Source organism: Streptomyces sp. MA5143a, from assembly GCF_900290235.1.
In the GTDB taxonomy this organism is placed as follows: domain Bacteria; phylum Actinomycetota; class Actinomycetes; order Streptomycetales; family Streptomycetaceae; genus Streptomyces.
The window spans coordinates 26,758-48,411 of the sequence record NZ_OLMK01000009.1; the positions used below are offsets into that span (position 1 = coordinate 26,758).

Consider the following 21,654-nt stretch of genomic DNA (forward strand, 5'->3'; position numbering starts at 1 on the left):
TCCTCCGCCACGGGTCACGTTCCCCCGCCGGTCGCGACCAGCTCCACCGCGGCCGTGTTCACCGGCTGCGGGGTGCCCGTGAGGTCCAGGACGAACAGGGCGACGCCCAGGCCGTCGGCGCGGTCCCGGGCGTCGTCCGTGTATCCGGCGAGCGAGAAGCAGACACAGTCGCAGGACTCGGCCATCGCGGTCAGCCACAGACATTCGACGTCGCGGGGCGCGGCCGGCTGGACCAGCGGGTGCACCTGCACCAGGAGGCCGTGCGCGGCGAGCCCGATGCCGTGCGGCTGGCGCTGGTCGGCCCGGCGGATGTCCTTGTAGCCCAGCCGGCGCAGATAGAGGGCGACGGCGGTGACCGCGTCGCGCGCGGTGCGGATCGGGACGGGCTGGAACGGGGCCCGCGACGCGGCGGGCGGTGCCACGGGCGGTTCGGCCGGGCTACCGCCCCCCGGGCCCGACGGCTGGGCGGCGGCCGTGACGGGCACGCGCAGCACGGTCCCGCAGGAGCAGCCCAGCTCCGGATGGGGCCACTGGTCCGCGCGTCCACAGCTCCCGCAGCGGACGGTGACCCAGTCCTCGTCCCATGTGCGGTGGGTGACGCAGACGGGGGCGGCGCGCCGGTTCAGGGGCGGCGCGACCGGGGTGCCGCACGCACAGGGGTAGGCGGGCGCGGCGTACTGGTGCTCCCGTCCGCACTCCGGGCAGCGCACCGCCATGGTCTCGCTCATGTCCCACCCCACCACCGAGCTCACCGGGTCCCGTCGCGACAGCCCCCTCATCGTCCTCCAGTCGGGGGCGCACCGGCAGGGGAACACCGCGACAGGCGCGGTCGAGTCGGCGGTCCCGCCCTTGACGGCCTCCCCACCGACTCCTACATTGCTTCCATATAGCAGAAGTCACTTTCCAGTATACGGAAAACAGGATCACGGAAGTGCTCGCGGCGGGGCGCGACGGGAGCGCGAGTCCGACAGCTGAAGCAGGAGTACGCAATGGCTCGTATGACCGCTGCCCGCGCGGCAGTCGAGATCCTCAAGCGCGAGGGCGTCAGCGACGCGTTCGGTGTCCCCGGCGCCGCGATCAACCCCTTCTACGCCGCCCTGAAGGCCGTCGGCGGCATCCACCACACCCTCGCCCGGCATGTCGAGGGCGCCTCGCACATGGCCGAGGGCTACACCCGCGCCCACCCCGGCAACATCGGGGTCTGCGTCGGCACGTCCGGGCCCGCCGGCACGGACATGATCACCGGCCTCTACTCCGCCACCGGGGACTCCGTCCCCATCCTCTGCGTCACCGGCCAGGCACCCACCGCCGTGATCCACAAGGAGGACTTCCAGGCGGTCGACATCGCCTCCATCGCCCGCCCGGTCACCAAGATGGCGGTGACCGTCCTGGAGGCGGCGCAGGTCCCCGGCGTCTTCCAGCAGGCGTTCCACCTGATGCGCTCCGGCCGTCCCGGACCGGTCCTCATCGACCTCCCGATCGACGTCCAGCTCACCGAGATCGAGTTCGACCCGGACACGTACGAGCCGCTCCCCGTCTACAAGCCGGCCGCGACCCGCGCCCAGATCGAGAAGGCGACCGGGATGCTCAACGCCGCCGAGCGGCCACTGATCGTCGCGGGCGGCGGTGTCATCAACGCCGACGCGAGTGAACTGCTCGTCACGTTCGCCGAGTTGACCGGTGTCCCGGTCGTCCCCACCCTTATGGGCTGGGGAGTCCTGCCCGACGACCACGAGCTGAACGCCGGCATGGTCGGCCTGCAGACCTCGCACCGCTACGGCAACGCGACCTTCCTCGCCTCCGACTTCGTCCTCGGCATCGGCAACCGCTGGGCCAACCGGCACACCGGCAACCTGGACGTCTACACGGCTGGGCGGACGTTCGTCCACGTCGACATCGAGCCCACGCAGATCGGCAGGATCTTCGCCCCCGACTACGGCATCGCCTCGGACGCGGGGGCCGCGCTGGAACTCCTCGTCCAGGTGGCGCGGGAGCTGAAGGCGGAGGGCCGGCTGCCCGACCGCTCCGCGTGGGCCGCCGAGGCGCAGGACCGCAGGGCCCGACTCCAGCGCCGTACCCACTTCGACGACGTCCCGATCAAGCCGCAGCGCGTCTACGAGGAGATGAACCGGGCCTTCGGCCCCGAGACCCGGTACGTCACCACCATCGGCCTCTCCCAGATCGCCGGCGCACAGATGCTGCACGTCCACCGGCCGCGCCACTGGATCAACTGCGGCCAGGCGGGCCCGCTCGGCTGGACCGTCCCCGCAGCGCTCGGCGTCGCCAGGGCCGACCCGGAGGCGTCCGTCGTCGCCCTCTCCGGCGACTACGACTTCCAGTTCATGATCGAGGAGCTGGCCGTCGGGGCACAGCACAGGATCCCGTACGTCCATGTCCTGGTGAACAACTCCTACCTGGGCCTCATCCGGCAGGCGCAGCGCGCCTTCGACATCGACTTCCAGGTCAACCTGGAGTTCGAGAACGTCAACTCGCCCGAGCTGGGCGTCTACGGCGTCGACCACGTCAAGGTCGCCGAGGGCCTCGGCTGCAAGGCGATCCGGGTGACCGACCCGGCCGACCTGGGCGCCGCCTTCGAGGAGGCGAAGAAGCTCGCGGCGCGGTACCGGGTGCCGGTGGTCGTCGAGGCCATCCTGGAACGGGTCACCAACATCTCGATGTCCACGACGAACGACATCGGCGCCGTCGTGGAGTTCGAGGAACTCGCGACGGAGCCGTGGCACGCGCCGACGTCGATCAGGACGCTGAAGGTCTGACGGGGGTCTCGTTCCGAACGCGGGCGGGGGCCGTGCGCCGGTGTGACCTCGCATGATGCGAGCCGCTTTGTCACACCGCCGCACGGCCCCCGTTTCCCCCGTGCCCCCCGTTCCCCCTGATTCCGCGAACCTCTTTCCCCCGTTCGCCGAACCCGCGACCCCGCGGACCCCCGTTTCCCCCGTGCCCGCGAGAGCGCGTTCCCCCGTACCCACGACGGAGCTCTCTCCCCGTCGAGGCCCGCCGCCCCCGTGCCGGCGGGCCTCGTGTGTCGAGGATGTGCCCGCACCCAGGGGCAGTTGAAGCCCTTCGACGGTGGTTCAGAGGTTGATTTGAGGGTTCCGTAGGCGCTCTACGCCCCCTTGCGTAGACGGACGGGTCCGGAGCGTGCCGGCCCCGACCCCCCGTCACGGATTGGCGGACCCGGGCCGCGCAATCCCTCCACCAGGCGGTGCAGGACGCCGTGACCGCCGTCCTCGCGCACATCAACGGCGTGCACGGACGCGGGACTACCTGGGCGAGACGAAGCGGGTCACGCACCGGTGGATGGTCGAGGAAGGCCGGGGGCCGTCAACTACCTCGTCGGGCTCGACGAGGACCGCTACCGCATCCGCGAGGAGGTCGGCATCGAGACCTGCCGGGCCGGTGCTCTCGTCCTCGTCGGCCACCCCGCGCCGCACCCCGAGGTGCCAGAGGGGCGGGCCGGGTGGCCGGCCGAGGTTTTGGGCGCCGTACGGGAGTTGTTGCCCTTGCCGCCGGAGCTGTGACCGGGAGGGGCGTGGGCGGCTGGGACCGCGGCGGCGCACGACGGCATCGGCCCGGCGTCCCTCACGTCGGGACGGGGGCGATGCCTTGCGCCACCGCACTGGCGTGCACGCCGCCGCGGTCCTCGCCCTGCCCGCGCGTACCGGACCGGATGACCCCTCATCCCTGTGGTCCGGCGGGGTGCGCGGCAGCGGTGCGTCCGTGCGGTTCGTCCCTGATGGAATGTCAGGAGCCGGACGCGGTCAGGTGGTTGATCGGGTTCGTCGGGTTCGTCGGGTTCGTCGGGGTTCCGGTCCGCGGTGGCGCCTGGGCGCGACAGGACAGATGTCGGCGCGCCGCGGACCGGAAGTTCGGGAGGGCTCCGGTCCCCGGGCCTCAGAGCCGGGCGCCGGAGAGGCGCTCCACGGCCCGCAGCAGGGCCGAGTGGTCCAGGCCGCCGTCGCCCTGCGCGCGCAGCGACGCCACCTGCTGGGCCACCACGGCGCCGACGGGGAGCGCGGCACCGACGGCGCGGGCGGCGTCGGTGACGATGCCCATGTCCTTGTGGTGCAGGTCGATCCGGAAGCCCGGCGTGAAGTCCCGGTTCAGGAAGTTGTCCTTCTTGCGGGTCAGCACGGCCGAGCCGGCGAGTCCGCCGTTGAGGACGTCCAGCGCGGCCCCCAGGTCCACACCCGACTTCTCCAGGAAGACCACGGCCTCGGCGCACGCCTGGATGTTCACCGCGACGATCAGCTGGTTCGCGGCCTTCACCGTCTGCCCGGAGCCGTGCGGGCCGCACAGCACGATGGTCCTGCCGAGCGCCTCGAAGAGCGGCTGGGCCTCGTCGAAGTCGGCCTGCTCACCGCCCACCATGATGGACAGCACGGCCTCCACGGCCCCGGCCTCGCCACCGGAGACAGGCGCGTCGAGGACACGGATGCCCTTGTCCTTCGCCGCCCTCGCCAGGTCGACCGAGGTCCGCGGGGTGATGGACGACATGTCGATCAGCAGGGCCCCGGCCCGCGCGTTCTCCAGGATGCCGTCGGGGCCGTACGCGACCGCCTCGACCTGCGGGGACGCGGGCACCATCGTGATCACGACGTCGGCGTCGCGCACGGCCTGCGCGACGGAGGCCGCCGCGGTGCCGCCGGCCGCCGTCAGCCGGTCGAGCTTGTCCTGCTCCAGGGTGTGGCCCGTGACGTCGTAGCCCGCCTTGACCAGGTTCTCGGACATGGGGGAGCCCATGATGCCGAGTCCGATCCAGGCGACCTTGGGAAGACTGCTGCGCATGATGAGGGTGCCTCTCTGACTGCTCTGCTGCGTCTGGTCGGTGGCGCTCAGCGTGCCGCGCGGGCCTCACGGGGGAGCCACTCGAAGGCCTCGGCGCTCGGCCGGTCGCCCGGCTTGTACTCCAGGCCGACCCGGCCCTCGTAACCCGCCTTGCCCAACTGGTCGAGGAGGTCGGACAGGGGGAGGGAGCCCGTGCCGGGCGCGCCGCGGCCGGGGTTGTCGGCGATCTGCACATGGCCCGTCCGGTCGGTGTACCGCTCGATCACCGACGGCAGGTCCTCGCCGTTCATGGACAGGTGGTAGAGGTCCATCAGGAAGCGGGCGTTGCCGAGGCCCGAGACCCGGTTGACCCGGTCGACGACATCGATGGCGGCGGGGGCCGAGACCAACGGGCAGAGCGGGGACTCCACCTTGTTCAGGGCCTCGATCAGCAGGATCGCGCCCACCCGGTCGGCGGCCCGCGCGGCGAGGACCAGGTTCTCCAGCGCGAGCGCGTCCTGCTCGGCGGGGTCCACGCCCTCCACGCGGTTGCCGTACAGGGCGTTGAGGGCCGTGCAGCCCACCGACCGTGCGAAGTCGGCGACCACGTCGACGTTGGCGCGGAACCGCTCCGACTCCTCCCCGGGGACCGACAGGGCGCCGCGGTCCGGGCCCGGCAGCCGCCCGGCGTAGAAGTTGAGCCCCGTCAGCTGGACACCGGCGCCGTCGAGCGCGCGCCCGAGGGCGTCCAGCTCCGACTGGTCGGGGGTGGGGGAGTCGACCCAGGGCCACCACAATTCGACCGCCGTGAAGCCGGCCGCGGCGGCTGCCGCGGGGCGCTCCAGGAGCGGGAGCTCCGTGAAGAGGATCGACAGGTTGACGTTGAAGCGCTGCGCCGCGAATCCCATGGGGCCTCAGACGCTCCCTTCCGTGCCGCTTCCGAGTGCTTCCATCCCTAGTTTCCGTATTATGGAAACTATCTTCTGCTTAATGGAAGCTTGCTGTTCGGGGTCCGGGCTTGTCAAGAGGGGCGCGGCGGAAGTCGGCGCGCTGGAACGGCCCCTCGAACGGCTCAGTGCGCTCCGCCGGAGGAGGCGAGAGAGCGTGAGCGGTGTGACGGTGGTGGAAGGGATGAGCCGGCACACGAGCAGAAGGAGGGCGCGATGGCGTACGGACCGGTCGACAGCGGCACGGTGTGCCCGGACACGGGCATGGACACCGGCCTGCCGCCGGACCCGTCCCGCGGCGGCCTCTTCGAGCAGATCACCGCCGTCGCCGACGCCGTCCTCTACGAGGGCTACCTTCTGTACCCCTACCGGCGGTCGTCCGCGAAGAACCGCGTCCGCTGGCAGTTCGGGGTGCTGTTCCCCCGGCAGTGGGTGGAGGCGGACGGTCCCGTGGCCCCCGGTGTCTCCGGCTCCGCCGACTCCTGGTACCAGCGGACCGAGTGTCTGCTACGCGTCCGGCGGCCCGGCGCGAGCGTCCGGGTGAGGCTCCGTCACCTCCAGACGCAGCACAAGCAGGTCGAGGAGGCCGGCCCCGACGGCGGCCACCACCCGGTCGCCTCACTGCGCACCGACGACGACACGGTCCATCTGACCTTCGACGAGGCGGTCCCGCGCGAGACCGAGATCGTCGTCCCGCTGGACGACCTGCTGAGCGGTGGGAGCACCGTCCCGGTGCGGGCGGCGGCCGGTGAGGACATCGAGCCGCTGCCGGGGCGCGCGGGCCGGGTGGTGCGGCGCCGCGAGGAGGTGAGGGCGAGCGTCACCCTGACGGCCGAGCGGCTCGGGGACGACCTGTTCCGGCTCCGCGTACGCACCGCGAACGCCGTGGACGGCCTGGAGCCACGGGCGCCTCGCGACCAGGCGCTGCGGCGGGCACTCATCGCCACCCACACCCTCATCGGCGGTGACGGCGTGGAGTTCGTCTCGCTGATCGACCCGCCGGCGGGCCTGGCCGACCAGGCGCGGGCCTGCCGGAACGAGTTCACCTTCCCCGTCCTCGCCGACGAGCCCCCCGCCGGCCCCGTGGTGCTCTCCGCGCCGATCATCCTGCCCGACCACCCCCAGGTGGCGCCGGAGAGCCCGGGAGACCTGCACGACGCGGCGGAGATCGACGAGATCCTGACGCTGCGCACCATGCTGCTGACCGACGAGGAGAAGCGGGAGGCGCGCGCGACCGACCCGCGGGCCGCCGCGATCCTCGACCGGGTCGACACCATGCCCCCGGAAATCTTCGCCCGCCTCCACGGCGCGGTCCGCTCCCTGACCCCGGCCACCGCCGCTCCCGCGACCACGACTTCGGTCGCTGCCGCTCCCGCGACCGCGGCTTCGGTCGCTGCCGCTCCTGCGGCCACCCCCGCGGCCGCGACTTCGGCCGCCGCCCCGTCGGACCCCGCCGCCCTGTCGACCACCCCCGGCACTGCCCCGTCGGCCCCCGTCGCCGCCGCGCAGGCCCCGGGCCCGGCCCCGTACACCGACCCGACCACCCTCTTTCCGGTCGCCACCACCCCGGCCCCCACGCCCCCTTTCGCCGCCCCCGCGGCGTCCGCGGCGTCCGCGGCCGAGCGTCCCGTCTGGTGGCAGGAGGGGGCCGACGACGGGCTCTCGCCGACCACCGAGACCGTGCTCGTCGACGGGGTGCCGGTCGGCGGCGGCAGCCGCGTACGGCTGCGGCCCCGCAGGAGCGCCGACGCCCAGGACATGTTCCTGGCCGGGCGCACCGCGGAGGTGGCCGCCGTCTTCCACGACGTCGACGGCAGCGTGCATCTCGCCGTCACCCTCGACGACGACCCCGCGTCCGAACTGCACACCTGGTACGGCCGCTTCCTCTACTTCCGGACCGACGAGCTCGAACCACTGGAGCCCGCCACATCCCCGGACGAGCCGTCGAAACCGGCTCCCGCCGCAGCTTCGGCGCGGCACTCGACAACCGACTCCGAGACCCGCCGCAGCGGAGGCCGATGACATGACCACCAGCAGCAGTACCACCGAAGTCAGCCAGGAACCCAGCCGCGGAGAGGACCGCGAGGGGTTCGACGAGATCACGATCCTGTGGATCTCCGAAGGCATGAGCTGTGACGGTGACACCGTCTCGCTGACCGCCGCGGGCCAGCCCTCCATCGAGGACGTCGTCCTCGGGCTGATCCCCGGCCTGCCGAAGGTGAACCTCGTCAACAAGGTGCTGTCCCCCAGCCTGGGCGGCGAGGACTTCCTCGCCCCCTACCGGGCGGCGGCACGCGGCGACCTCGCCCCCTTCATCCTCGTCATCGAGGGCTCGATCCCCAACCAGAACATCATCGAGGGCGACGGCTACTGGACGTCCTTCGGCAACGACCCGGAGACCGGTGAGCCGCAGACCCTCAACTGGTGGATCGACCAACTCGCCCCCAAGGCCTGGGCGGTGGTCGCCGCCGGCACCTGCGCCACCTTCGGCGGCATCCACGCCATGTCCGGCAACCCGACCGGCTGCATGGGCCTCGCCGACTACCTGGGCTGGGACTACACCTCCCAGGGCGGGCTGCCCGTGGTCAACGTGCCCGGCTGCCCCATCCAGCCCGAGAACTTCATGGAGGTCCTGGTCTGGGTCCTCTACCACGCGGCCGGCTCCGCGCCCCCACCCCCGCTGGACCACATGCTGCGCCCGCAGTGGCTGTTCGGCAAGACGGTCCACGAAGGGTGCGACCGGGGCTCGTACTACGAGCAGGCCGGCTTCGCCAAGGACTACAACTCGCCCAAGTGCCTGGTGAAGACCGGCTGTTGGGGGCCCGTGGTCAACTGCAACGTGCCCAAGCGCGGCTGGATGGCCGGCATCGGAGGCTGCCCGAACGTCGGCGGCATCTGCATCGGCTGCACCATGCCCGGCTTCCCCGACGCGTTCATGCCGTTCATGGACGAGCCGCCCGGCGGCACCCTGTCCTCGCTCGCCATCAAGCCGTACGGCGCGGTCATCCGCCGACTGCGCGGCATGACCAACGAACTGGTGAACCACGAACCGAGGTGGCGCCACAACAAGCGCAAGCTCACCAGCGGCTACAACCCGCGCTACCGCCCCTGACACCGGGCGCACCGCGTTCCACCCGCCGCGGGACCCACCACCCGCGGCACCCCAGCACCCCCCAGCACCACCAGACCCCCACCCACACCACGCCGACAGCGAGGGGCAGCACCGCACATGACCACCACCGAGGCCCGGCCCACCGAGCGCAAGCCGCCACAACTCGTGGACATGTCCTGGGATCCGATCACCCGGATCATCGGGAACCTGGGCATCTACACGAAGATCGACTTCGCCAACCGGGAAGTCGTGGAATGCCACAGCACCTCGTCGCTGTTCCGCGGCTACTCGGTGTTCATGAAGGGCAAGGACCCCCGCGACGCGGGCTTCATCACGTCCCGGATCTGCGGCATCTGCGGCGACAACCACACCACCTGCTCCGACTACGCCCAGCAGATGGCCTACGGCGTCAAGCCGCCCCCGCTGGCCGACTACATCGTCAACCTCGGCGAGGCGGCGGAGTACATCTTCGACCACACGATCTTCCAGGACAACCTGGTCTTCGTGGACTTCTGCGAGGCGATGGTCAAGTCCACCAACCCCGGTGTGCTGGCCCGCGCCGAGGCCACGTCGGCACCCCGCGGCGACATCCACGGCTACCGCACGGTCGCCGACATCATGCGGGCCTTCAACCCCTTCGAGGGCGAGGTCTACAAGGAGGCCCTGAAGGTCAGCCGCATCACCCGCGAGATGTTCTGCCTCATGGAGGGGCGGCACGTCCACCCGTCGACGCTGTACCCGGGTGGCGTCGGCACGATGCCGCAGCCGACCACCTTCACCGACTACCTCAGCCGCCTCATGCGGGTCATCGACTTCGTCAAGAAGGCCGTCGCCATGAACGACGACGTCTTCGACTTCTTCTACGAGGCGCTGCCCGGCTACGAGGAGGTCGGCCGCCGCCGTGTCCTGCTGGGCTGCTGGGGCGCCTTCCAGGACCCCATGACCGTCGACTACCGCTACGAGACGATGAACACCTGGGGCAAGCAGATGTACGTCACCCCGGGCGTCATCGTGGACGGCGAGCTCGTCACCAACAACCTCATCGACATCAACCTCGGCCTGCGCATCATGCTGGGCAGTTCGTACTACGAGGACTGGGTCAACGAGAAGCCGTTCGTCACCCATGACCCGCTCGGCAATCCCGTCGACATGCGCCACCCGTGGAACCAGACCACCGTCCCGGTGCCGCAGAAGCGGAACTTCGACGACAAGTACAGCTGGGTCATGAGCCCCCGCTGGCTCGACCCGCGTACCGGCGACCACCTCGCCCTCGACACCGGCGGCGGCCCCCTCGCCCGCCTGTGGTCGACCGCGCTGAGCGGCCTCGTCGACACCCCGTACGTCAAGGCCACCGGCCACAGCGTGCGCATCTCCCTGCCCAAGGGCGAGAAGCTTCCGGAGACCACCTTCGAGTGGCGCATCCCGCAGTGGAGCAACACCATCGAACGCGACCGCGCCCGGCCGTACTTCGTCGCCTACGCGGCCGCGATGGCCCTCCAGTTCCTTGAGGAGGCCATGGGGCTGGTGCGGGCCGGCGAGACCAAGGTGTTCGAGAACTTCGAGGTGCCCGACGAGGCGATCGGCTGCGGCTTCCACGAGGCCGTACGCGGTGTCCTCTCCCACCACCTGGTGATCAAGGACAAGAAGATCGCCAACTACCACCCGTACCCGCCCACCCCGTGGAACGCCAGCCCCCGCGACAAGTTCGGCACCCCCGGCCCGTACGAGGACGCCGTCCAGGGCCAGCCGATCTTCGAGGAGAACGGGCCCGACGACTTCAAGGGCATCGACATCATGCGCACCGTGCGCAGCTTCGACCCCTGTCTGCCGTGCGGCGTCCACATGTACGTGGGCAAGGGCAAGACGCTGACCACGCTCCACTCGCCGACGTACGGGGCGGCGAACCATGGCTGAGGCCGCCGCCCCCGCACGGCTCGCGGACCCCGACGTCGAGGCCCGGCTGGCCCGCCTCGACGCGCTGCTGGAGGAGGTCGGGTCCGCGCCCGGCCCCGCCGCACGCGCGGCGACCGACGCGGTGCGGCTGCTCACCGAGGTCTACGGCGAGGCCCTGGCCCGCGTCCTGGACCAGGCGGACGGGCCGCTCGCCGAACGCCTCGCCGACGACGAGCTGCTCGGCCATCTGCTGGTGCTGCACGACATCCACCCCGAGCCCCCCGAGCAGCGGGCGGCCCGCGCGGTCGAACGCCTGCGGCCCGCCGTGCGGGAACGCGGCGGCGACGTCGAATGGGCCGGCGTGGACGGGGACGTGGCCCGGGTACGGCTGACATCGGGCGGCGGCTGCGGATCCGGGTGCGGCGGAGGGGGCGGCGGCGACGTGAGTACCGCCGTCCGTGAAGCGGTGCTCGCCATGGCTCCCGAGCTGACGGCGGTGGAACCGGTGCCGCAGGCCCCGGCCCCCGCGTTCGTGCCGCTCTCCACGCTCAAGCGCCGGAGTTCCCCATGACCACCGAGGGCGCGCTGGCCCGCCTCATCCGGTCCTCGGCCGACCGCGCCGCGACGGCCGGGGCGGAGGTGTGCGACCTGTGCGCCGCACCGGTCGCCGACGAGCACGCCCACCTCTACGACACCGGGCAGGCGGAGGTGCGCTGTGTGTGCGGCCCCTGCTCGGTGTTGTTCGCCGACGCCAAGGCGGCGGAGGGTCACCACCGGCTCGTGCCCCGGCGTCGGGTGCGGCTGCCCCACCTGGACACCGCCGTTCTGGGGGTGCCGGTCGGCCTGGTGTTCTTCGTGCCCCGGACCGACGGCACCGTCACCGCCGAGGGCCCGAGCCCCGCGGGCGCCATGCGCTGGGAGGTGGACGCCCCGGCCTGGAAGGAGCTGACCGGGACGTGTCCGCAGCTCGCGGGCATGGAACCCGATGTGGAGGCCCTCCTGGTGAACACCGTCCACGGCCTCGACCACCACTGGATCGTGCCGATCGACGACTGCTACCGCATGGTCGCCCTCGTACGCCGCGAGTGGCGCGGCCTGTCCGGCGGAGGCCGGGTCTGGCCGGCCGTCGAGGAATTCTTCGAGGACCTCACCGAGCGGTCATGACCACGCACTCCGCCGGTCGGAGGCGAGGAAGGAGAACACCCATGGGCAGCATCAGAGTGGGCCGGGCCCAGGCCAGGCCCGACACGCCCCGGCACGTCATGGGCATGCACCAGGGCAACCGGGGACCGTACAAGGACCAGAAGGGACACCACGAGGACGGCACCGCAGACGCGCGCCGTTCCACCGGGATCCACTGGAAGCGGCATGACACCCTCGCGGAGACCATGCCGAACATCTCACCGGGATGAGACAGCAGGGAGTCGCCGCAATGATGACGTACATGCGTGCACGAAGGCCCGCCGCCCACCGCGGACGGAGCGGGATGACCGGACAGCGGGTCCTGATGGCCGAGGCCGCCATGGTCGGTGGTCTGGCCCTGGGGCTGCTCCTGTGGGAGCTGCCCAGCCTGCGGCGCGAGGCGCGGATCTGGCGGATGGCCGGCGGTTTCCGCGCCGGCCACCGGTATCCGTGAGCCGACCGTGCACGAACTGTCGATCGCGACCGCGATCATCGAACGGGCCGATGAGATGGCCCGTGCGGACGGCACGGACTCCGTCTCGGCGGTGACCGTCCGGGTCGGGGAGCTGGCGGGCGTCGTCCCCGACGCCCTCGGCTTCGCCTTCGAGGTGGCCCGTGACGGCACCGCCCTCGCCGGGGCCCGGCTCCAGGTCGAGCAGGTCCCCGCACAGGCGTGGTGCGGCCCGTGCGCCGAGGAGTTCGCGGTGGGCATGCCGCCGTTCTTCTGGTGCCCACGCTGCGACCGGCCCTCCACCGAGCTGCGCAGCGGCCGGGAACTGGAGATCACCGCGATCGAGCCGGCACCGGCCACCGCATGACCCCGGGGGCCGGAACCGGCCACCGCACAGCCCGAGGGCCCCGCCGGCGTACCGGCGGGGCCCTCGGACGTCGTCCTCAGCAGATGCGCGGCAGTTGCTCGCCGAGCGGCAGGTCCACCACCCGTGTGCCGCCGAGACCGGTGGCGACCACGACCATCCCCGGATGCTCGGCGACGCACTCGCCGATCGACGTGGCCCCGGCGCCCAGCGGATGGGCGCGCATCGCCGCCAGCACCTCCTCCGCCGCCGACGGCGGCACGAAGGCCACCAGCCGGCCCTCGTTGGCGACGTACAGCGGGTCCAGCCCGAGGAAACCGCAGGCGTTGGCCACCGCGTCCGGCACCGGAATGGCGCGCTCCTGGAGCCGGACGCCGGTCCCGGAGGCACGGGCGATCTCGTTGAGCGACGCCGCGAGGCCACCCCTGGTGGGGTCGCGCAGCACATGGATGTCGGGGGTGACGGCCAGCATCGCCGCGACCAGATCCGCGAGCGGCGCCGTGTCGCTGGCGAGGTCCACCCCGAACTCCAGCCCCTCCCGCACGCTCATGATCGCCACCCCGTGCAGACCGATGGGCCCGCTGACGATGACCGCGTCCCCCGGCCGTGCCCGCTGCGGCCGGATGTCCACGCCGTCCGGGACGAGGCCCACACCGGCGGTGGTGACGTACACCCCGTCACCGTGTCCGGACTCCACCACCTTGGTGTCCCCCGTGGCGACCAGGACACCGGCGGCCCCGGCCGCCGCGCCCATGGCGCGCGCGATCCGCTCCACCACCGCCAGCTCCACGCCCTCCTCCAGCACGAAGGCGGCGGACAGGTACGCGGGCCGGGCACCGCTCATCGCCAGGTCGTTGACGGTGCCGTTGACCGCGAGGTCACCCAGGCAGCCGCCGGGGAAGAACAGCGGCCGGACCACATAGGAGTCGGTGGAGAACGCCAGCCGCGCGCCGCCCAGTTCGAGGACGGCGGAGTCGGCGAGCGAGGCCAGGACGGCGTTGCCGTAGGCGGGGGCGAAGACCTGCTCCACCAGTTCCGCCGACAGCGCGCCCCCTCCGCCGTGCCCCATGACGACGACCGGCTGGTCGCGCAGTGGGGCGGGGCAGGTCCACTGGGCGGGGTCGACCACATCGACGGTTTCAGGCAACGGGGTTCATCTCCTCCCGCGCGACCGGAGCGGCCTGCGGTGTCGGGCCGTCGTTCATCCGGCGGTACAGGTAGTACGCCGCGCAGGCGCCCTCGCTGGACACCATGGTGGCGCCGAGTGGGTTGCGCGGGGTGCAGGTGGTGCCGAACGCGGCGCACTCCGTGGGCTTGATCAGCCCTTGGAGCACCTCGCCGCTGCGGCACTCGGCCGGCTCCTCGGTACGGATCCCGGTGACGTCGAAGCGGTGCTCGGCGTCGAACGCGCGGAACGCGTCGGTGAGCCGCCAGCCACTCGCGGGGATGCGTCCGATGCCCCGCCAGTTGCGGTCGGTGACCTCGAACACCTCCTCGATCATGCGGACGGCGGCCGGGTTGCCCTCGTCGCGCACGGCACGCGCGTAGGCGTTCTCCACCCGGTGCTCACCGCGCTCCAGCTGGCGGACCGCGCGGCGGATGCCCTCCAGGATGTCCAGCGGTTCGAAGCCGGTCACCACGATCGGGACGCCGTACCGCTCGGCGAGCTCCGGGTACTCGGCCGTGCCCATCACGCTGCACACGTGCCCGGCGGCCAGGAAGCCCTGCACCCGGCAGGTGGGCGCGGTCATGATGGCCTCGACGGCCGGGGGCACCCGTACGTGCGACACCAGCAGGCTGAAGTTGGTCAGGCCGAGGCGGCGCGCCTGGTGCACGGCCATCGCGTTGGCGGGGGCCGTGGTCTCGAAGCCGATGGCGAAGAAGACCACCTCCCGGTCCGGGTTGCGGCGGGCCAGCTCCAGCGCGTCGAGCGGTGAGTACACCACGCGGACGTCGCCGCCCCCGCCCTTGACCCGGAACAGGTCCCGGTCGGTGCCGGGCACCCGGAGCATGTCCCCGAAGGAACAGAAGATCACCCCGGGGCGGGCGGCGATCTCCAGCGCCTTGTCGATGACCTCCAGCGGCGTCACGCACACCGGGCAGCCGGGGCCGTGGATCAGCTCCACCTCGTCGGGCAGCAGACGGTCGATGCCGTGCCGCACGATCGAGTGGGTCTGCCCGCCGCACACCTCCATCAGGGCCCAGGGCCGGGTGGCGGTGGCACGGATCTCGTCCAGCAGCCGCCGCGCGAGAGCCGGGTCGTTGAACTCGTCGATGTACTTCACGGGGTTCCCGCCTCCTTCGCCGCCTGCTCCCAGGCGTCGCCGAACTCCTCCTCCAGCAGCCCCAGTTCCTCGAAGAGCTTCAAGGACGCCAGGGCCGACTCCTCGTCCAGGCGCTGGAGCGCGAACCCGACGTGCACGATGACGTACTCACCGACGCGCACGTCGGACACGTACTCCAGACACGCCTGTTTCTGCACACCGCCGAAGTCGATCAGCCCGGTGAGGGGGTCGGCGCTGTCGTCGATGGCCACGACCTTGCCGGGCACTGCCAAACACATGGGTCACTCCTCTTGTCGTCGGTGAGCCGCGACCACCAGTTGGCCGAGGGCCAGCCCGCCGTCGTTCGGCGGGACCTCGCCGTGCCGCAGCACCGTGAAGCCCGCCCCGGTCAGCAGCCGCGCGCACTCCTCCTCCAGCAGGGCGTTGGCGAAGACGCCGCCGCTCAGGGCGATGACGGCAAGGCCGGTGTCCCGGCGCGCCCGTCGGCAGAGCTCCACGACGGCCCGCGCGACACCCCGGTGGAAGCGCGCCGCGAGCACCGCGGGCGGGGTGCCCCGGCGCAGATCGGCGACGAGCGCGCGCAGCACGGGCGCGGGGTCCCACACGCCGTCGCCGATGCCGAAGGCGTACGCCGAGGTGTCCGCGTCCCAGGCCGAGGCCGCGGCGGCCTCCAGCTCCAGGGCGGCCTGCGCCTCGTACCCCGCGCGGTGGCACACACCGGCCAGGGACGACACGGCGTCGAAGAGACGGCCCGTGCTGGAGGTCGGCACACAGGCCAGCCCTCGCGTCAACTGCTGCTCCAACACGTGGAGTTCATCGGGGATGCAGGCGGTCACGCAGGGCAGGTCGAGGTCCCACGGCAGGCCCGCCGCCCACAGCCGGGCCAGCGCGAGACGGCAGGGGTTCGCCACACCCGCGTCGCCGCCGGGCAGCGGGGCCGGGGCCAGATGGGCGAGGCGCCGGTGGCCCCCGTAGTCGGCGAGCAGGATCTCACCGCCCCAGACGGTGCCGTCGTCGCCGTAGCCCGTGCCGTCGAACGCGACACCGATGACGGGTGTCGTGCCGTCGAGGCCGTGCTCGGCCATCGCCGACGCGATGTGCGCGTGGTGGTGCTGGACCAGCACGGGTCGGCCCCCGGCCAGCCGGGCGGCCCACCGGGCGGAGTGGTAGCCGGGGTGCCGGTCCGCGGCGACCAGCTCGGGGCTGACGCCGGTCAGGCTCCGCATCCGCGTCTCCGCCCGCCGGGCCGCCTCCAGGGTGGTCAGGTCGCCCATGTCGCCGATGTGCGGGCCGAACCACGCCTGGTCGCCCTCGCCGAGGCACAGGGCGTTCTTCAGGTCGCCGCCCACCGCGAGCGCGGGCCGCACCACCACCGGCAGCCGCAGCGGGCGGGGCACGTACCCGCGGGAGCGGCGCAACACCTGCTCGGTGCCGTCGGCGCGCACCCGCAGCAGGGAGTCGTCGCAGGGCGCGGAGACCTCCCGGTCATGGGCCAGCCAGGCGTCCGCGAGCCCCGCGAGCCGGGTCAGCGCCTCGTCGTCGTCCGTGACGATCGGCTCCCCCGAGCGGTTGCCGCTCGTCATCACCAGCGCGCGCGGGCCCGGCGCATCGCCGGGCAGCCCGAAGAGCAGCGTGTGCAGCGGGGTGTACGGCAGCATCACGCCGAGGTGCGGGCTGCCGGGGCACACTCCGGGCGCGAGCACCCCCTGCCCGGCGCGTGGGCGCAGCAGGACGATGGGACGCCGGGGGCCGGTGAGCGTCGCCGCCTCGGCCGCGGAGACGGCGGCGATCCGCCGTACGGTGTCGAGGTCCGCGCACATCACCGCGAACGGCTTGCCGCCGCGCGCCTTGCGGGCGCGCAAGGTGTCGACGGCGGTCGTGTCGGCGGCGTCGCACGCCAGGTGGTAGCCGCCGAGGCCCTTGACGGCGACGATTCGCCCGGCGGCCAGCAGCGCGCGGGCCGCCGCGAGGGCGTCGGCGCCGAGGACGGGCCGGGCGGCGTCGCCCGGCGCGGGCACCAGCCGCAGCCGGGGTCCGCAGTCGGGGCAGGCGACGGGCTGGGCGTGGAAGCGGCGGTCGCCGGGGTCGCCGTACTCGCGGGCGCACGCCGGACACAGGGGGAAGCCGGCCATGGTGGTGACCGCCCGGTCGTAGGGCATCCCGGTGGCGATGGTGAAGCGGGGACCGCAGTGGGTGCAGGTGACGAAGGGGTGCCGGTGCCTGCGGTCGGCCGGGTCGGCCAGCTCCCGCAGACAGTCCCCGCAGGTCGCCACGTCCGGCGGGAGCAGGGTGCGGCCAGGGGAGCGGTCGGTGGAACGGATCGTGAAGGTGCCGTCGGCGCCGGTGACGGCCAGGTCCTCGACGCCGACGGCGGTGACGGTGGCCAACGGCGGCGGCTCGGCGGCCAGTCGGTCGCAGAAGCGGGTGATGCCGTCGGGCGGGCCCTCCACCTCGATGAGCACGCCGTCCGCCGTGTTGCCCACGAACCCGGCCAGTTCCAGGTCGGTGGCCAGTCGGTGGACGAACGGACGGAAGCCGACGCCCTGCACCGTTCCGCGGACGGTGACGCGTCGGCGCGCCGTCCGGGCACCGTCGGTGTCGCGCGGGGTGCGGGTGGCGGGCGCCGTCACGAGACGCGGCCGGCCGCGAGGCCGGACGCGGCGTCGTCATGGCGGTGCGGGCGCGGCGCCAGGGGAGGCCGGTGGACGGGCGCCCCGTCCCGCACGGCGAGCACCCGCTCCAGGACGGTGTCGACGCCGTCGCCGCCGCGGGCGCAGGACCGCACCACCTCCACGCCCGGGTTGACCCGCTGGACATGGGCGAGGAAGGCGGACTCGTCGAACCCGGCGGCCTCGGCGAGGTCGGTCTTGGTGAGCACCACGAGCTGGGCGGAGCCGAAGGCCGTGGGGTACTTCAGCGGCTTGTCCTCGCCCTCCGTCACCGCCATCAGGACGATCCGCAGGCTCTCCCCGAGGTCGTAGGAGGCCGGGCAGACGAGGTTGCCGACGTTCTCCACGAACAGCAGCGAGGTCTCGGCGGGCAGCCAGCTCTCCACGTGGCCGCGTAGCTGCCGGGCCTCCAGATGGCACAGCCCGTCGGTCAGCAGCTGCTTCACCGGTGCCCCCGAGCGGGCGAGCCGGTGGGCGTCGTTCTCGGTCGCCAGGTCCGCGGTCAGCGCGGCCACCGGGACCCCCCGCTCCACGGCCCGGGCCAGTACCCGGCCGAGCAGTTCGGTCTTGCCGCTGCCCGGGCTGGACAGCAGGTTGACCACGGTCACCCCGCGGCCGGTGAGCTCGTCGCGCAGGCTCGCGGCCAGCCCGTCGTTCTTCGCCAGGACGGCCTGGGTGACGTCGTCCACGGACTCGCACATGGGCACAGCTCCTCGCGGGATTCGGGTGCGTCGGACCGCTGCCGATCCTCCGCGCCCCCGGCCGCCGGACCGGGGAGACGGGCCGCGGGCGGCCCCTCGGATTCCTCCGGGCGGCTCAACCAGGGATCGCCGCCCGGGTCAGGGGAGGCGTGGCCGCCGGGTCGGCGAGCAGCGCCGGGACCAGGGTGTGCAGCGCGGTGACGGCCCGCGCGACGGCGTCGCGCACCGTCGCGCTGACGCCGGGAGCGATGTCCTCGTCGCCCCGCGGCAGCACCTCCGGTTCACAGGCGAGGACGAGGACGCGAGGGAGCGGCTCGTCGCCGAGGTGGGCGGCCAGGGCCAGCACCTTCGCCGGGTCCATGCCGTGCGCCTCGGGCGGGGGGCCGCCGGCGGCGCGGTCGGGGAGTTCCGGTTCGATCAGCGACAGGGTGCCGGGCCGGTGGCCGCGCGCCGAGGCGTCGACCAGGACGGCGGTGTCGTAGCCGCCGAGCAGTTCGTAGGCGAGGTCCATGCCGCGGATGCCGAAGTCCCGCACCCGCGCCTCGGACGGCAGCGGGCGCCCCTCGAGGGCGCGGATCACCTCGGGGCCGAAGGCGTCGTCCGCGAGGAAGATGTTGCCGACGCCCGCCACCAGCAGCCGCGCGCTCATCGTGTGCCTTCCGTCGCCAGGGGACGGGCGGAGCCGTGCGGGAGCTTCCGCACGAACGCCGAGCGCAGGGCGTGGTACGGGGCCCGCGGGTCGAGGAAGACGGCGTGCATCCGGGCGAGTTCGTCCCGCCGGTGATCGGCGAGCGGCCGCCGCTCCTCGTCCGCCCGCCGCGCCGCGGCCTTCGCGGCGATCCGCGGCGCGAGGTCCGGGGCATCGGCCAGCGCCGCCGCCATCCGGGCGACCTCGGTGGTGAAGCCCTGGGGCGGGACCGGCACCGGGCGGTCCACCAGTCCGATCCGCGCGGCGGTCGCGGCACTCACCGGCAGCGCCTCACCCGTCAGCCGCTCGGCCGTCTCCGCCCCGACGCGACGGGGAAGCGTGTACGTCCAGTACTCCGACCCGTACAGGCCCATGCGCCGGTAGTGCGGGTTGAGGACGGCGCCCTCGCGGCACCACACCTCGTCGGCGGCCAGGGCGAGCATGACGCCGCCGGCCGCCGCGTTGCCGCCGAGTGCCGCCACCACCAGGCGGTCGGTGGTGTGCAGCACCGCCTCCACCAGGTCGTTCATGGCGTTGAGGTTGGCCCAGGACTCGGCCGCCGGGTCGGCCGACGCCTCGATGACGCCCAGGTGGATGCCGTTGGAGAAGAAGTCACGGGACCCGCCGAGCACCAGCACCGGGGTGGGGCGGGCGAGCGCGTACCGGTAGGCGTCGAGGAGCCGGCGGCAGTGGTCGGTGCTCATGGCGCCGCCGGGGAACGAGAAGTCCAGGAACCCGACGGCGCCCTGCCGCCGGTACCGGATGTCGGTGAACGTGCGCCGGTCCGGGGGCACTTCGAGCGGGACGGCGCTCACCGGCAGCCGGTGCGGGCGCTCGTCGTCGCCGGACGTCCCCCGGACGGTGCCCGGCGGGGCGGGGAAGCCCGCGAGGACCGACGCGGCGGGGCGGCGGAACGGCGCCGGGTCGCCGGAACTCCTGCGGGGGCGCAGCTCCGGAATCCACACCGCGCCGTCCCGGGTGGCCCGGCAGACCGCGCCGGCCCGGGTCGCCAGCAGTTCGCCGGGAGCGCCGCGGAGCCGGTCCTCGGTGTGCCCGCCGTGCAGGAACACCTCGCGGCCGAGGAGTTCGTCGAGGACGCCCGGCTGCGAGTCGGCCGCGCGGAGCTTCCTCAGCACCGACTCCGTGCTGTCGTTCTCCCAGTCGATCCGGCGTCGCTCCTGACGGAAGAAGTCGCGCCACACCACCTGGATCCCGGGATCGCTCTGCGGCCGTGGTTTGAAGGATCCGTCGGCGTACCGCTGGACGGCCGCCAGGACGGCGGCGGAGGCGGCGTCGGCGACCTCGCCCCGGTACAGGTCGCTCTTGCCGACCGGCGGCACCGGGAACGACTCGGCGGCCCAGACGTCACCGGCGTCCATCCCCGCCTCCGCCTGGAGCACCGTCACACCCCAGTGGGCCGCGCCCTCGGTGATCGCCCAGTCCAGGGAGGACGGGCCGCGGTCGCCGGGTGGTCCCGGGTGCACGATGAGGCAGGTGTGCTCCCGCCACACCTCCTCGGGCAGCGCCGTCCTCAGCATCGGCGCGACGATCAGTTCCGGGCGGGCCTCGCGCACGGCGGCCACAACCGCTTCGGTGCCGTGCGAGGCCAGCACGACGTCGACCCGGTGCCCCCGGTCGGACAGTTCCGCGTACACCCGCTGGGAGAGGCTGTTGAACGCGCTGGCTACGAGCAGGATGTCCATGTTGGGGAATGTTGGCCGGTTACGGGAGGGTCGCGAAGGACCACGGCGGCGTTTCGCCCGGCTCACCTCCCGACGCGGGCGTCCTCGGCGGGACCCGGTCGCCGTTAAGGTCGTGTCGCAGCGGCCGGCACACCGTCGGTGTGGTGGCAGAACGCGCAGGTCGGATCCGAGGTCATGGGGGCGTAGTGCGATTGCGAGTGGAGTTCACCACCGAGCCGTTCGATCTGGACGAGCCGCCCCGGCACGCGCTGGTCGCCCGCGACGTCATCGAGGCCGCCGCCCTGGACGCGGTCGACGTGGGCCCCTTCGGCAACACCGCCGAGGGCGGCTCCGACGCCGTCCTCGGCGCGGTCGACGCCCTGCTGCGTCGGGCCCTGGAGGCGGGCGCCACCCGGGTCTCGCTCCAGGTCAACGTGGTCGGGGAGTCCGGGGAGTCCGGGGAGTCCGGGGAGTCCGGGGAGGGCCAGGGGTGACCGCCGCCGGGGACGACCCCTTCGTCGCTGCCGTCAAGCCGCTGGTCGACGCCATGGGCGGGGTCCTGCTGCCGCCGGGCGAGGCCGGCCCCGACGACGTCGTGCTCTCCTGGCAGGGCGCCGACGTCGTCGCCGTCCGGCTGCCGCAGCTCGCCGAGTCGCTGGACCACATCCTCGCCGCGCTGGAGCGCCGGCACGGCAAGCCCCTCGCCGACCTCGACCGGAAGACCAAGCAGGAGATCGTGCGGACGCTGGAGGCGCGCGGCGCGTTCTCCGTGCGACATGGCGTGGAGACCGTCGCGAGCGCGCTCGGCGTCAGCCGCTTCACCGTCTACAACTACCTGAACAGGGAGAACGCGGCCAAGGGCCGATGACGGGCCGCCCCGCCGATCGAGGGGCGC

Annotated in this window: 22 protein-coding genes; 12 read left to right on the forward strand and 10 right to left on the reverse strand. The window is 73.0% G+C overall.

Translation table 11 applies throughout. From position 1 onward, the window contains the following. Window positions 1–14 precede the first annotated feature (14 nt). Window positions 15–728 carry a hypothetical protein gene (locus SMA5143A_RS02745; protein WP_181361692.1) on the reverse strand — a complete coding sequence of 238 codons (714 nt, stop codon included), beginning with the start codon at window positions 726–728 and terminating at the stop codon, window positions 15–17. 261 nt (window positions 729–989) lie between these two features. Here SMA5143A_RS02745 and gcl point away from each other — a divergent pair, with 261 nt between their 5' ends. Together gcl and SMA5143A_RS43675 are read left to right on the forward strand one after the other, a co-directional pair. After that, complete coding sequence (gene gcl, locus SMA5143A_RS02750; RefSeq protein WP_107461217.1) at window positions 990–2,774, forward strand: glyoxylate carboligase; 1,785 nt, start codon at window positions 990–992, stop codon at window positions 2,772–2,774. 540 nt (window positions 2,775–3,314) lie between these two features. After that, window positions 3,315–3,539, forward strand: coding sequence for a hypothetical protein (locus SMA5143A_RS43675; protein ID WP_258193246.1), 225 nt, complete (start codon window positions 3,315–3,317; stop codon window positions 3,537–3,539). A gap of 373 nt (window positions 3,540–3,912) precedes the next feature. Here the strand turns inward: SMA5143A_RS43675 and SMA5143A_RS02760 are convergent, their stop codons facing one another. Together SMA5143A_RS02760 and SMA5143A_RS02765 are read right to left on the reverse strand one after the other, a co-directional pair. Further along, window positions 3,913–4,806: a 2-hydroxy-3-oxopropionate reductase gene (locus SMA5143A_RS02760; RefSeq protein WP_107461218.1), complete on the reverse strand. Its 894-nt coding sequence runs from the start codon at window positions 4,804–4,806 to the stop codon at window positions 3,913–3,915. A gap of 47 nt (window positions 4,807–4,853) precedes the next feature. Continuing rightward, window positions 4,854–5,693, reverse strand: coding sequence for a TIM barrel protein (locus SMA5143A_RS02765; RefSeq protein ID WP_107461219.1), 840 nt, complete (start codon window positions 5,691–5,693; stop codon window positions 4,854–4,856). A gap of 255 nt (window positions 5,694–5,948) precedes the next feature. Between SMA5143A_RS02765 and SMA5143A_RS42860 the strand changes: the two genes are divergently transcribed. The 8 genes from SMA5143A_RS42860 (at window position 5,949) to hypA (ending at window position 12,737) form a co-directional block, all read left to right on the forward strand. After that, a complete protein-coding gene (locus SMA5143A_RS42860) occupies window positions 5,949–7,754 on the forward strand; it encodes a hypothetical protein (RefSeq protein WP_375136446.1) in 1,806 nt (601 codons plus the stop codon). 1 nt (window position 7,755) lies between these two features. After that, window positions 7,756–8,844: a hydrogenase expression protein HypE gene (locus SMA5143A_RS02780; RefSeq protein WP_107461220.1), complete on the forward strand. Its 1,089-nt coding sequence runs from the start codon at window positions 7,756–7,758 to the stop codon at window positions 8,842–8,844. Window positions 8,845–8,961: 117 nt separating this feature from the next. Then, entirely contained in the window at window positions 8,962–10,758 is a 1,797-nt protein-coding gene (locus SMA5143A_RS02785) for a nickel-dependent hydrogenase large subunit (protein WP_107461221.1), read from the forward strand. Continuing rightward, window positions 10,751–11,308, forward strand: a complete 558-nt coding sequence (locus SMA5143A_RS02790) for a NifU family protein (protein WP_107461222.1) — start codon at window positions 10,751–10,753, stop codon at window positions 11,306–11,308. The genes SMA5143A_RS02785 and SMA5143A_RS02790 overlap by 8 nt, the downstream gene beginning before the upstream one ends. Next, complete coding sequence (locus SMA5143A_RS02795) at window positions 11,305–11,901, forward strand: DUF5947 family protein (RefSeq protein ID WP_107461223.1); 597 nt, start codon at window positions 11,305–11,307, stop codon at window positions 11,899–11,901. The genes SMA5143A_RS02790 and SMA5143A_RS02795 overlap by 4 nt, the downstream gene beginning before the upstream one ends. Window positions 11,902–11,942: 41 nt before the next feature. Further along, window positions 11,943–12,149, forward strand: coding sequence for a hypothetical protein (locus SMA5143A_RS02800; protein WP_055712432.1), 207 nt, complete (start codon window positions 11,943–11,945; stop codon window positions 12,147–12,149). Between the two features lie 32 nt (window positions 12,150–12,181). Next, a complete protein-coding gene (locus SMA5143A_RS42525; protein ID WP_146193875.1) occupies window positions 12,182–12,373 on the forward strand; it encodes a hypothetical protein in 192 nt (63 codons plus the stop codon). A gap of 7 nt (window positions 12,374–12,380) precedes the next feature. Further along, on the forward strand, window positions 12,381–12,737 hold the full coding sequence (gene hypA / locus SMA5143A_RS02805; RefSeq protein WP_055541477.1) for a hydrogenase maturation nickel metallochaperone HypA: 357 nt from the start codon (window positions 12,381–12,383) through the stop codon (window positions 12,735–12,737). Window positions 12,738–12,813: 76 nt separating this feature from the next. Here hypA and hypE read toward each other — a convergent pair whose 3' ends face one another. The 7 genes from hypE to SMA5143A_RS02840 form a co-directional block, all read right to left on the reverse strand. Continuing rightward, the gene (gene hypE / locus SMA5143A_RS02810; protein WP_107461224.1) at window positions 12,814–13,881 is read right to left on the reverse strand and encodes a hydrogenase expression/formation protein HypE; all 1,068 of its coding nucleotides are present in this window, start codon (window positions 13,879–13,881) and stop codon (window positions 12,814–12,816) included. After that, window positions 13,874–15,019, reverse strand: coding sequence for a hydrogenase formation protein HypD (hypD, locus tag SMA5143A_RS02815; protein ID WP_107461225.1), 1,146 nt, complete (start codon window positions 15,017–15,019; stop codon window positions 13,874–13,876). Before hypD ends, hypE begins: the two co-directional genes overlap by 8 nt. After that, window positions 15,016–15,297 (reverse strand): HypC/HybG/HupF family hydrogenase formation chaperone, encoded by a 282-nt coding sequence (locus tag SMA5143A_RS02820; protein ID WP_099967730.1) that lies wholly within the window; start codon window positions 15,295–15,297, stop codon window positions 15,016–15,018. Before SMA5143A_RS02820 ends, hypD begins: the two co-directional genes overlap by 4 nt. A gap of 3 nt (window positions 15,298–15,300) precedes the next feature. After that, complete coding sequence (gene hypF / locus SMA5143A_RS02825) at window positions 15,301–17,649, reverse strand: carbamoyltransferase HypF (RefSeq protein WP_107461226.1); 2,349 nt, start codon at window positions 17,647–17,649, stop codon at window positions 15,301–15,303. Then, on the reverse strand, window positions 17,646–18,389 hold the full coding sequence (gene hypB, locus SMA5143A_RS02830; protein ID WP_107461227.1) for a hydrogenase nickel incorporation protein HypB: 744 nt from the start codon (window positions 18,387–18,389) through the stop codon (window positions 17,646–17,648). The genes hypF and hypB overlap by 4 nt, the downstream gene beginning before the upstream one ends. Before the next feature lie 115 nt (window positions 18,390–18,504). Continuing rightward, a complete protein-coding gene (locus SMA5143A_RS02835) occupies window positions 18,505–19,038 on the reverse strand; it encodes a hydrogenase maturation protease (protein WP_375136447.1) in 534 nt (177 codons plus the stop codon). After that, window positions 19,035–20,780 carry an enoyl-CoA hydratase-related protein gene (locus SMA5143A_RS02840; protein ID WP_107461228.1) on the reverse strand — a complete coding sequence of 582 codons (1,746 nt, stop codon included), beginning with the start codon at window positions 20,778–20,780 and terminating at the stop codon, window positions 19,035–19,037. Before SMA5143A_RS02840 ends, SMA5143A_RS02835 begins: the two co-directional genes overlap by 4 nt. A gap of 185 nt (window positions 20,781–20,965) precedes the next feature. Here SMA5143A_RS02840 and SMA5143A_RS02845 point away from each other — a divergent pair, with 185 nt between their 5' ends. Both SMA5143A_RS02845 and SMA5143A_RS02850 read left to right on the forward strand, forming a co-directional pair. Next, entirely contained in the window at window positions 20,966–21,253 is a 288-nt protein-coding gene (locus SMA5143A_RS02845; RefSeq protein WP_107461229.1) for a hypothetical protein, read from the forward strand. Next, window positions 21,250–21,627 carry a helix-turn-helix domain-containing protein gene (locus SMA5143A_RS02850; RefSeq protein ID WP_055712441.1) on the forward strand — a complete coding sequence of 126 codons (378 nt, stop codon included), beginning with the start codon at window positions 21,250–21,252 and terminating at the stop codon, window positions 21,625–21,627. Before SMA5143A_RS02845 ends, SMA5143A_RS02850 begins: the two co-directional genes overlap by 4 nt. Window positions 21,628–21,654: the final 27 nt, after the last annotated feature.

What these genes read in the sequence shown, in the direction of transcription:
- SMA5143A_RS02835 (WP_375136447.1), bottom strand. Translation starts at nt 19,038, where the DNA reads ATGAGCGCGCGGCTGCTGGTGGCGGGCGTCGGCAACATCTTCCTCGCG.
- SMA5143A_RS02790 (WP_107461222.1), top strand. Translation starts at nt 10,751, where the DNA reads ATGGCTGAGGCCGCCGCCCCCGCACGGCTCGCGGACCCCGACGTCGAG.
- SMA5143A_RS02820 (WP_099967730.1), bottom strand. Translation starts at nt 15,297, where the DNA reads ATGTGTTTGGCAGTGCCCGGCAAGGTCGTGGCCATCGACGACAGCGCC.
- SMA5143A_RS02795 (WP_107461223.1), top strand. Translation starts at nt 11,305, where the DNA reads ATGACCACCGAGGGCGCGCTGGCCCGCCTCATCCGGTCCTCGGCCGAC.
- SMA5143A_RS02800 (WP_055712432.1), top strand. Translation starts at nt 11,943, where the DNA reads ATGGGCAGCATCAGAGTGGGCCGGGCCCAGGCCAGGCCCGACACGCCC.
- hypB (WP_107461227.1), bottom strand. Translation starts at nt 18,389, where the DNA reads ATGTGCGAGTCCGTGGACGACGTCACCCAGGCCGTCCTGGCGAAGAAC.
- SMA5143A_RS02765 (WP_107461219.1), bottom strand. Translation starts at nt 5,693, where the DNA reads ATGGGATTCGCGGCGCAGCGCTTCAACGTCAACCTGTCGATCCTCTTC.
- gcl (WP_107461217.1), top strand. Translation starts at nt 990, where the DNA reads ATGGCTCGTATGACCGCTGCCCGCGCGGCAGTCGAGATCCTCAAGCGC.
- SMA5143A_RS02840 (WP_107461228.1), bottom strand. Translation starts at nt 20,780, where the DNA reads ATGGACATCCTGCTCGTAGCCAGCGCGTTCAACAGCCTCTCCCAGCGG.
- SMA5143A_RS02785 (WP_107461221.1), top strand. Translation starts at nt 8,962, where the DNA reads ATGACCACCACCGAGGCCCGGCCCACCGAGCGCAAGCCGCCACAACTC.
- SMA5143A_RS02760 (WP_107461218.1), bottom strand. Translation starts at nt 4,806, where the DNA reads ATGCGCAGCAGTCTTCCCAAGGTCGCCTGGATCGGACTCGGCATCATG.
- SMA5143A_RS02745 (WP_181361692.1), bottom strand. Translation starts at nt 728, where the DNA reads ATGAGCGAGACCATGGCGGTGCGCTGCCCGGAGTGCGGACGGGAGCAC.
- SMA5143A_RS42525 (WP_146193875.1), top strand. Translation starts at nt 12,182, where the DNA reads ATGCGTGCACGAAGGCCCGCCGCCCACCGCGGACGGAGCGGGATGACC.
- SMA5143A_RS42860 (WP_375136446.1), top strand. Translation starts at nt 5,949, where the DNA reads ATGGCGTACGGACCGGTCGACAGCGGCACGGTGTGCCCGGACACGGGC.
- SMA5143A_RS02780 (WP_107461220.1), top strand. Translation starts at nt 7,756, where the DNA reads ATGACCACCAGCAGCAGTACCACCGAAGTCAGCCAGGAACCCAGCCGC.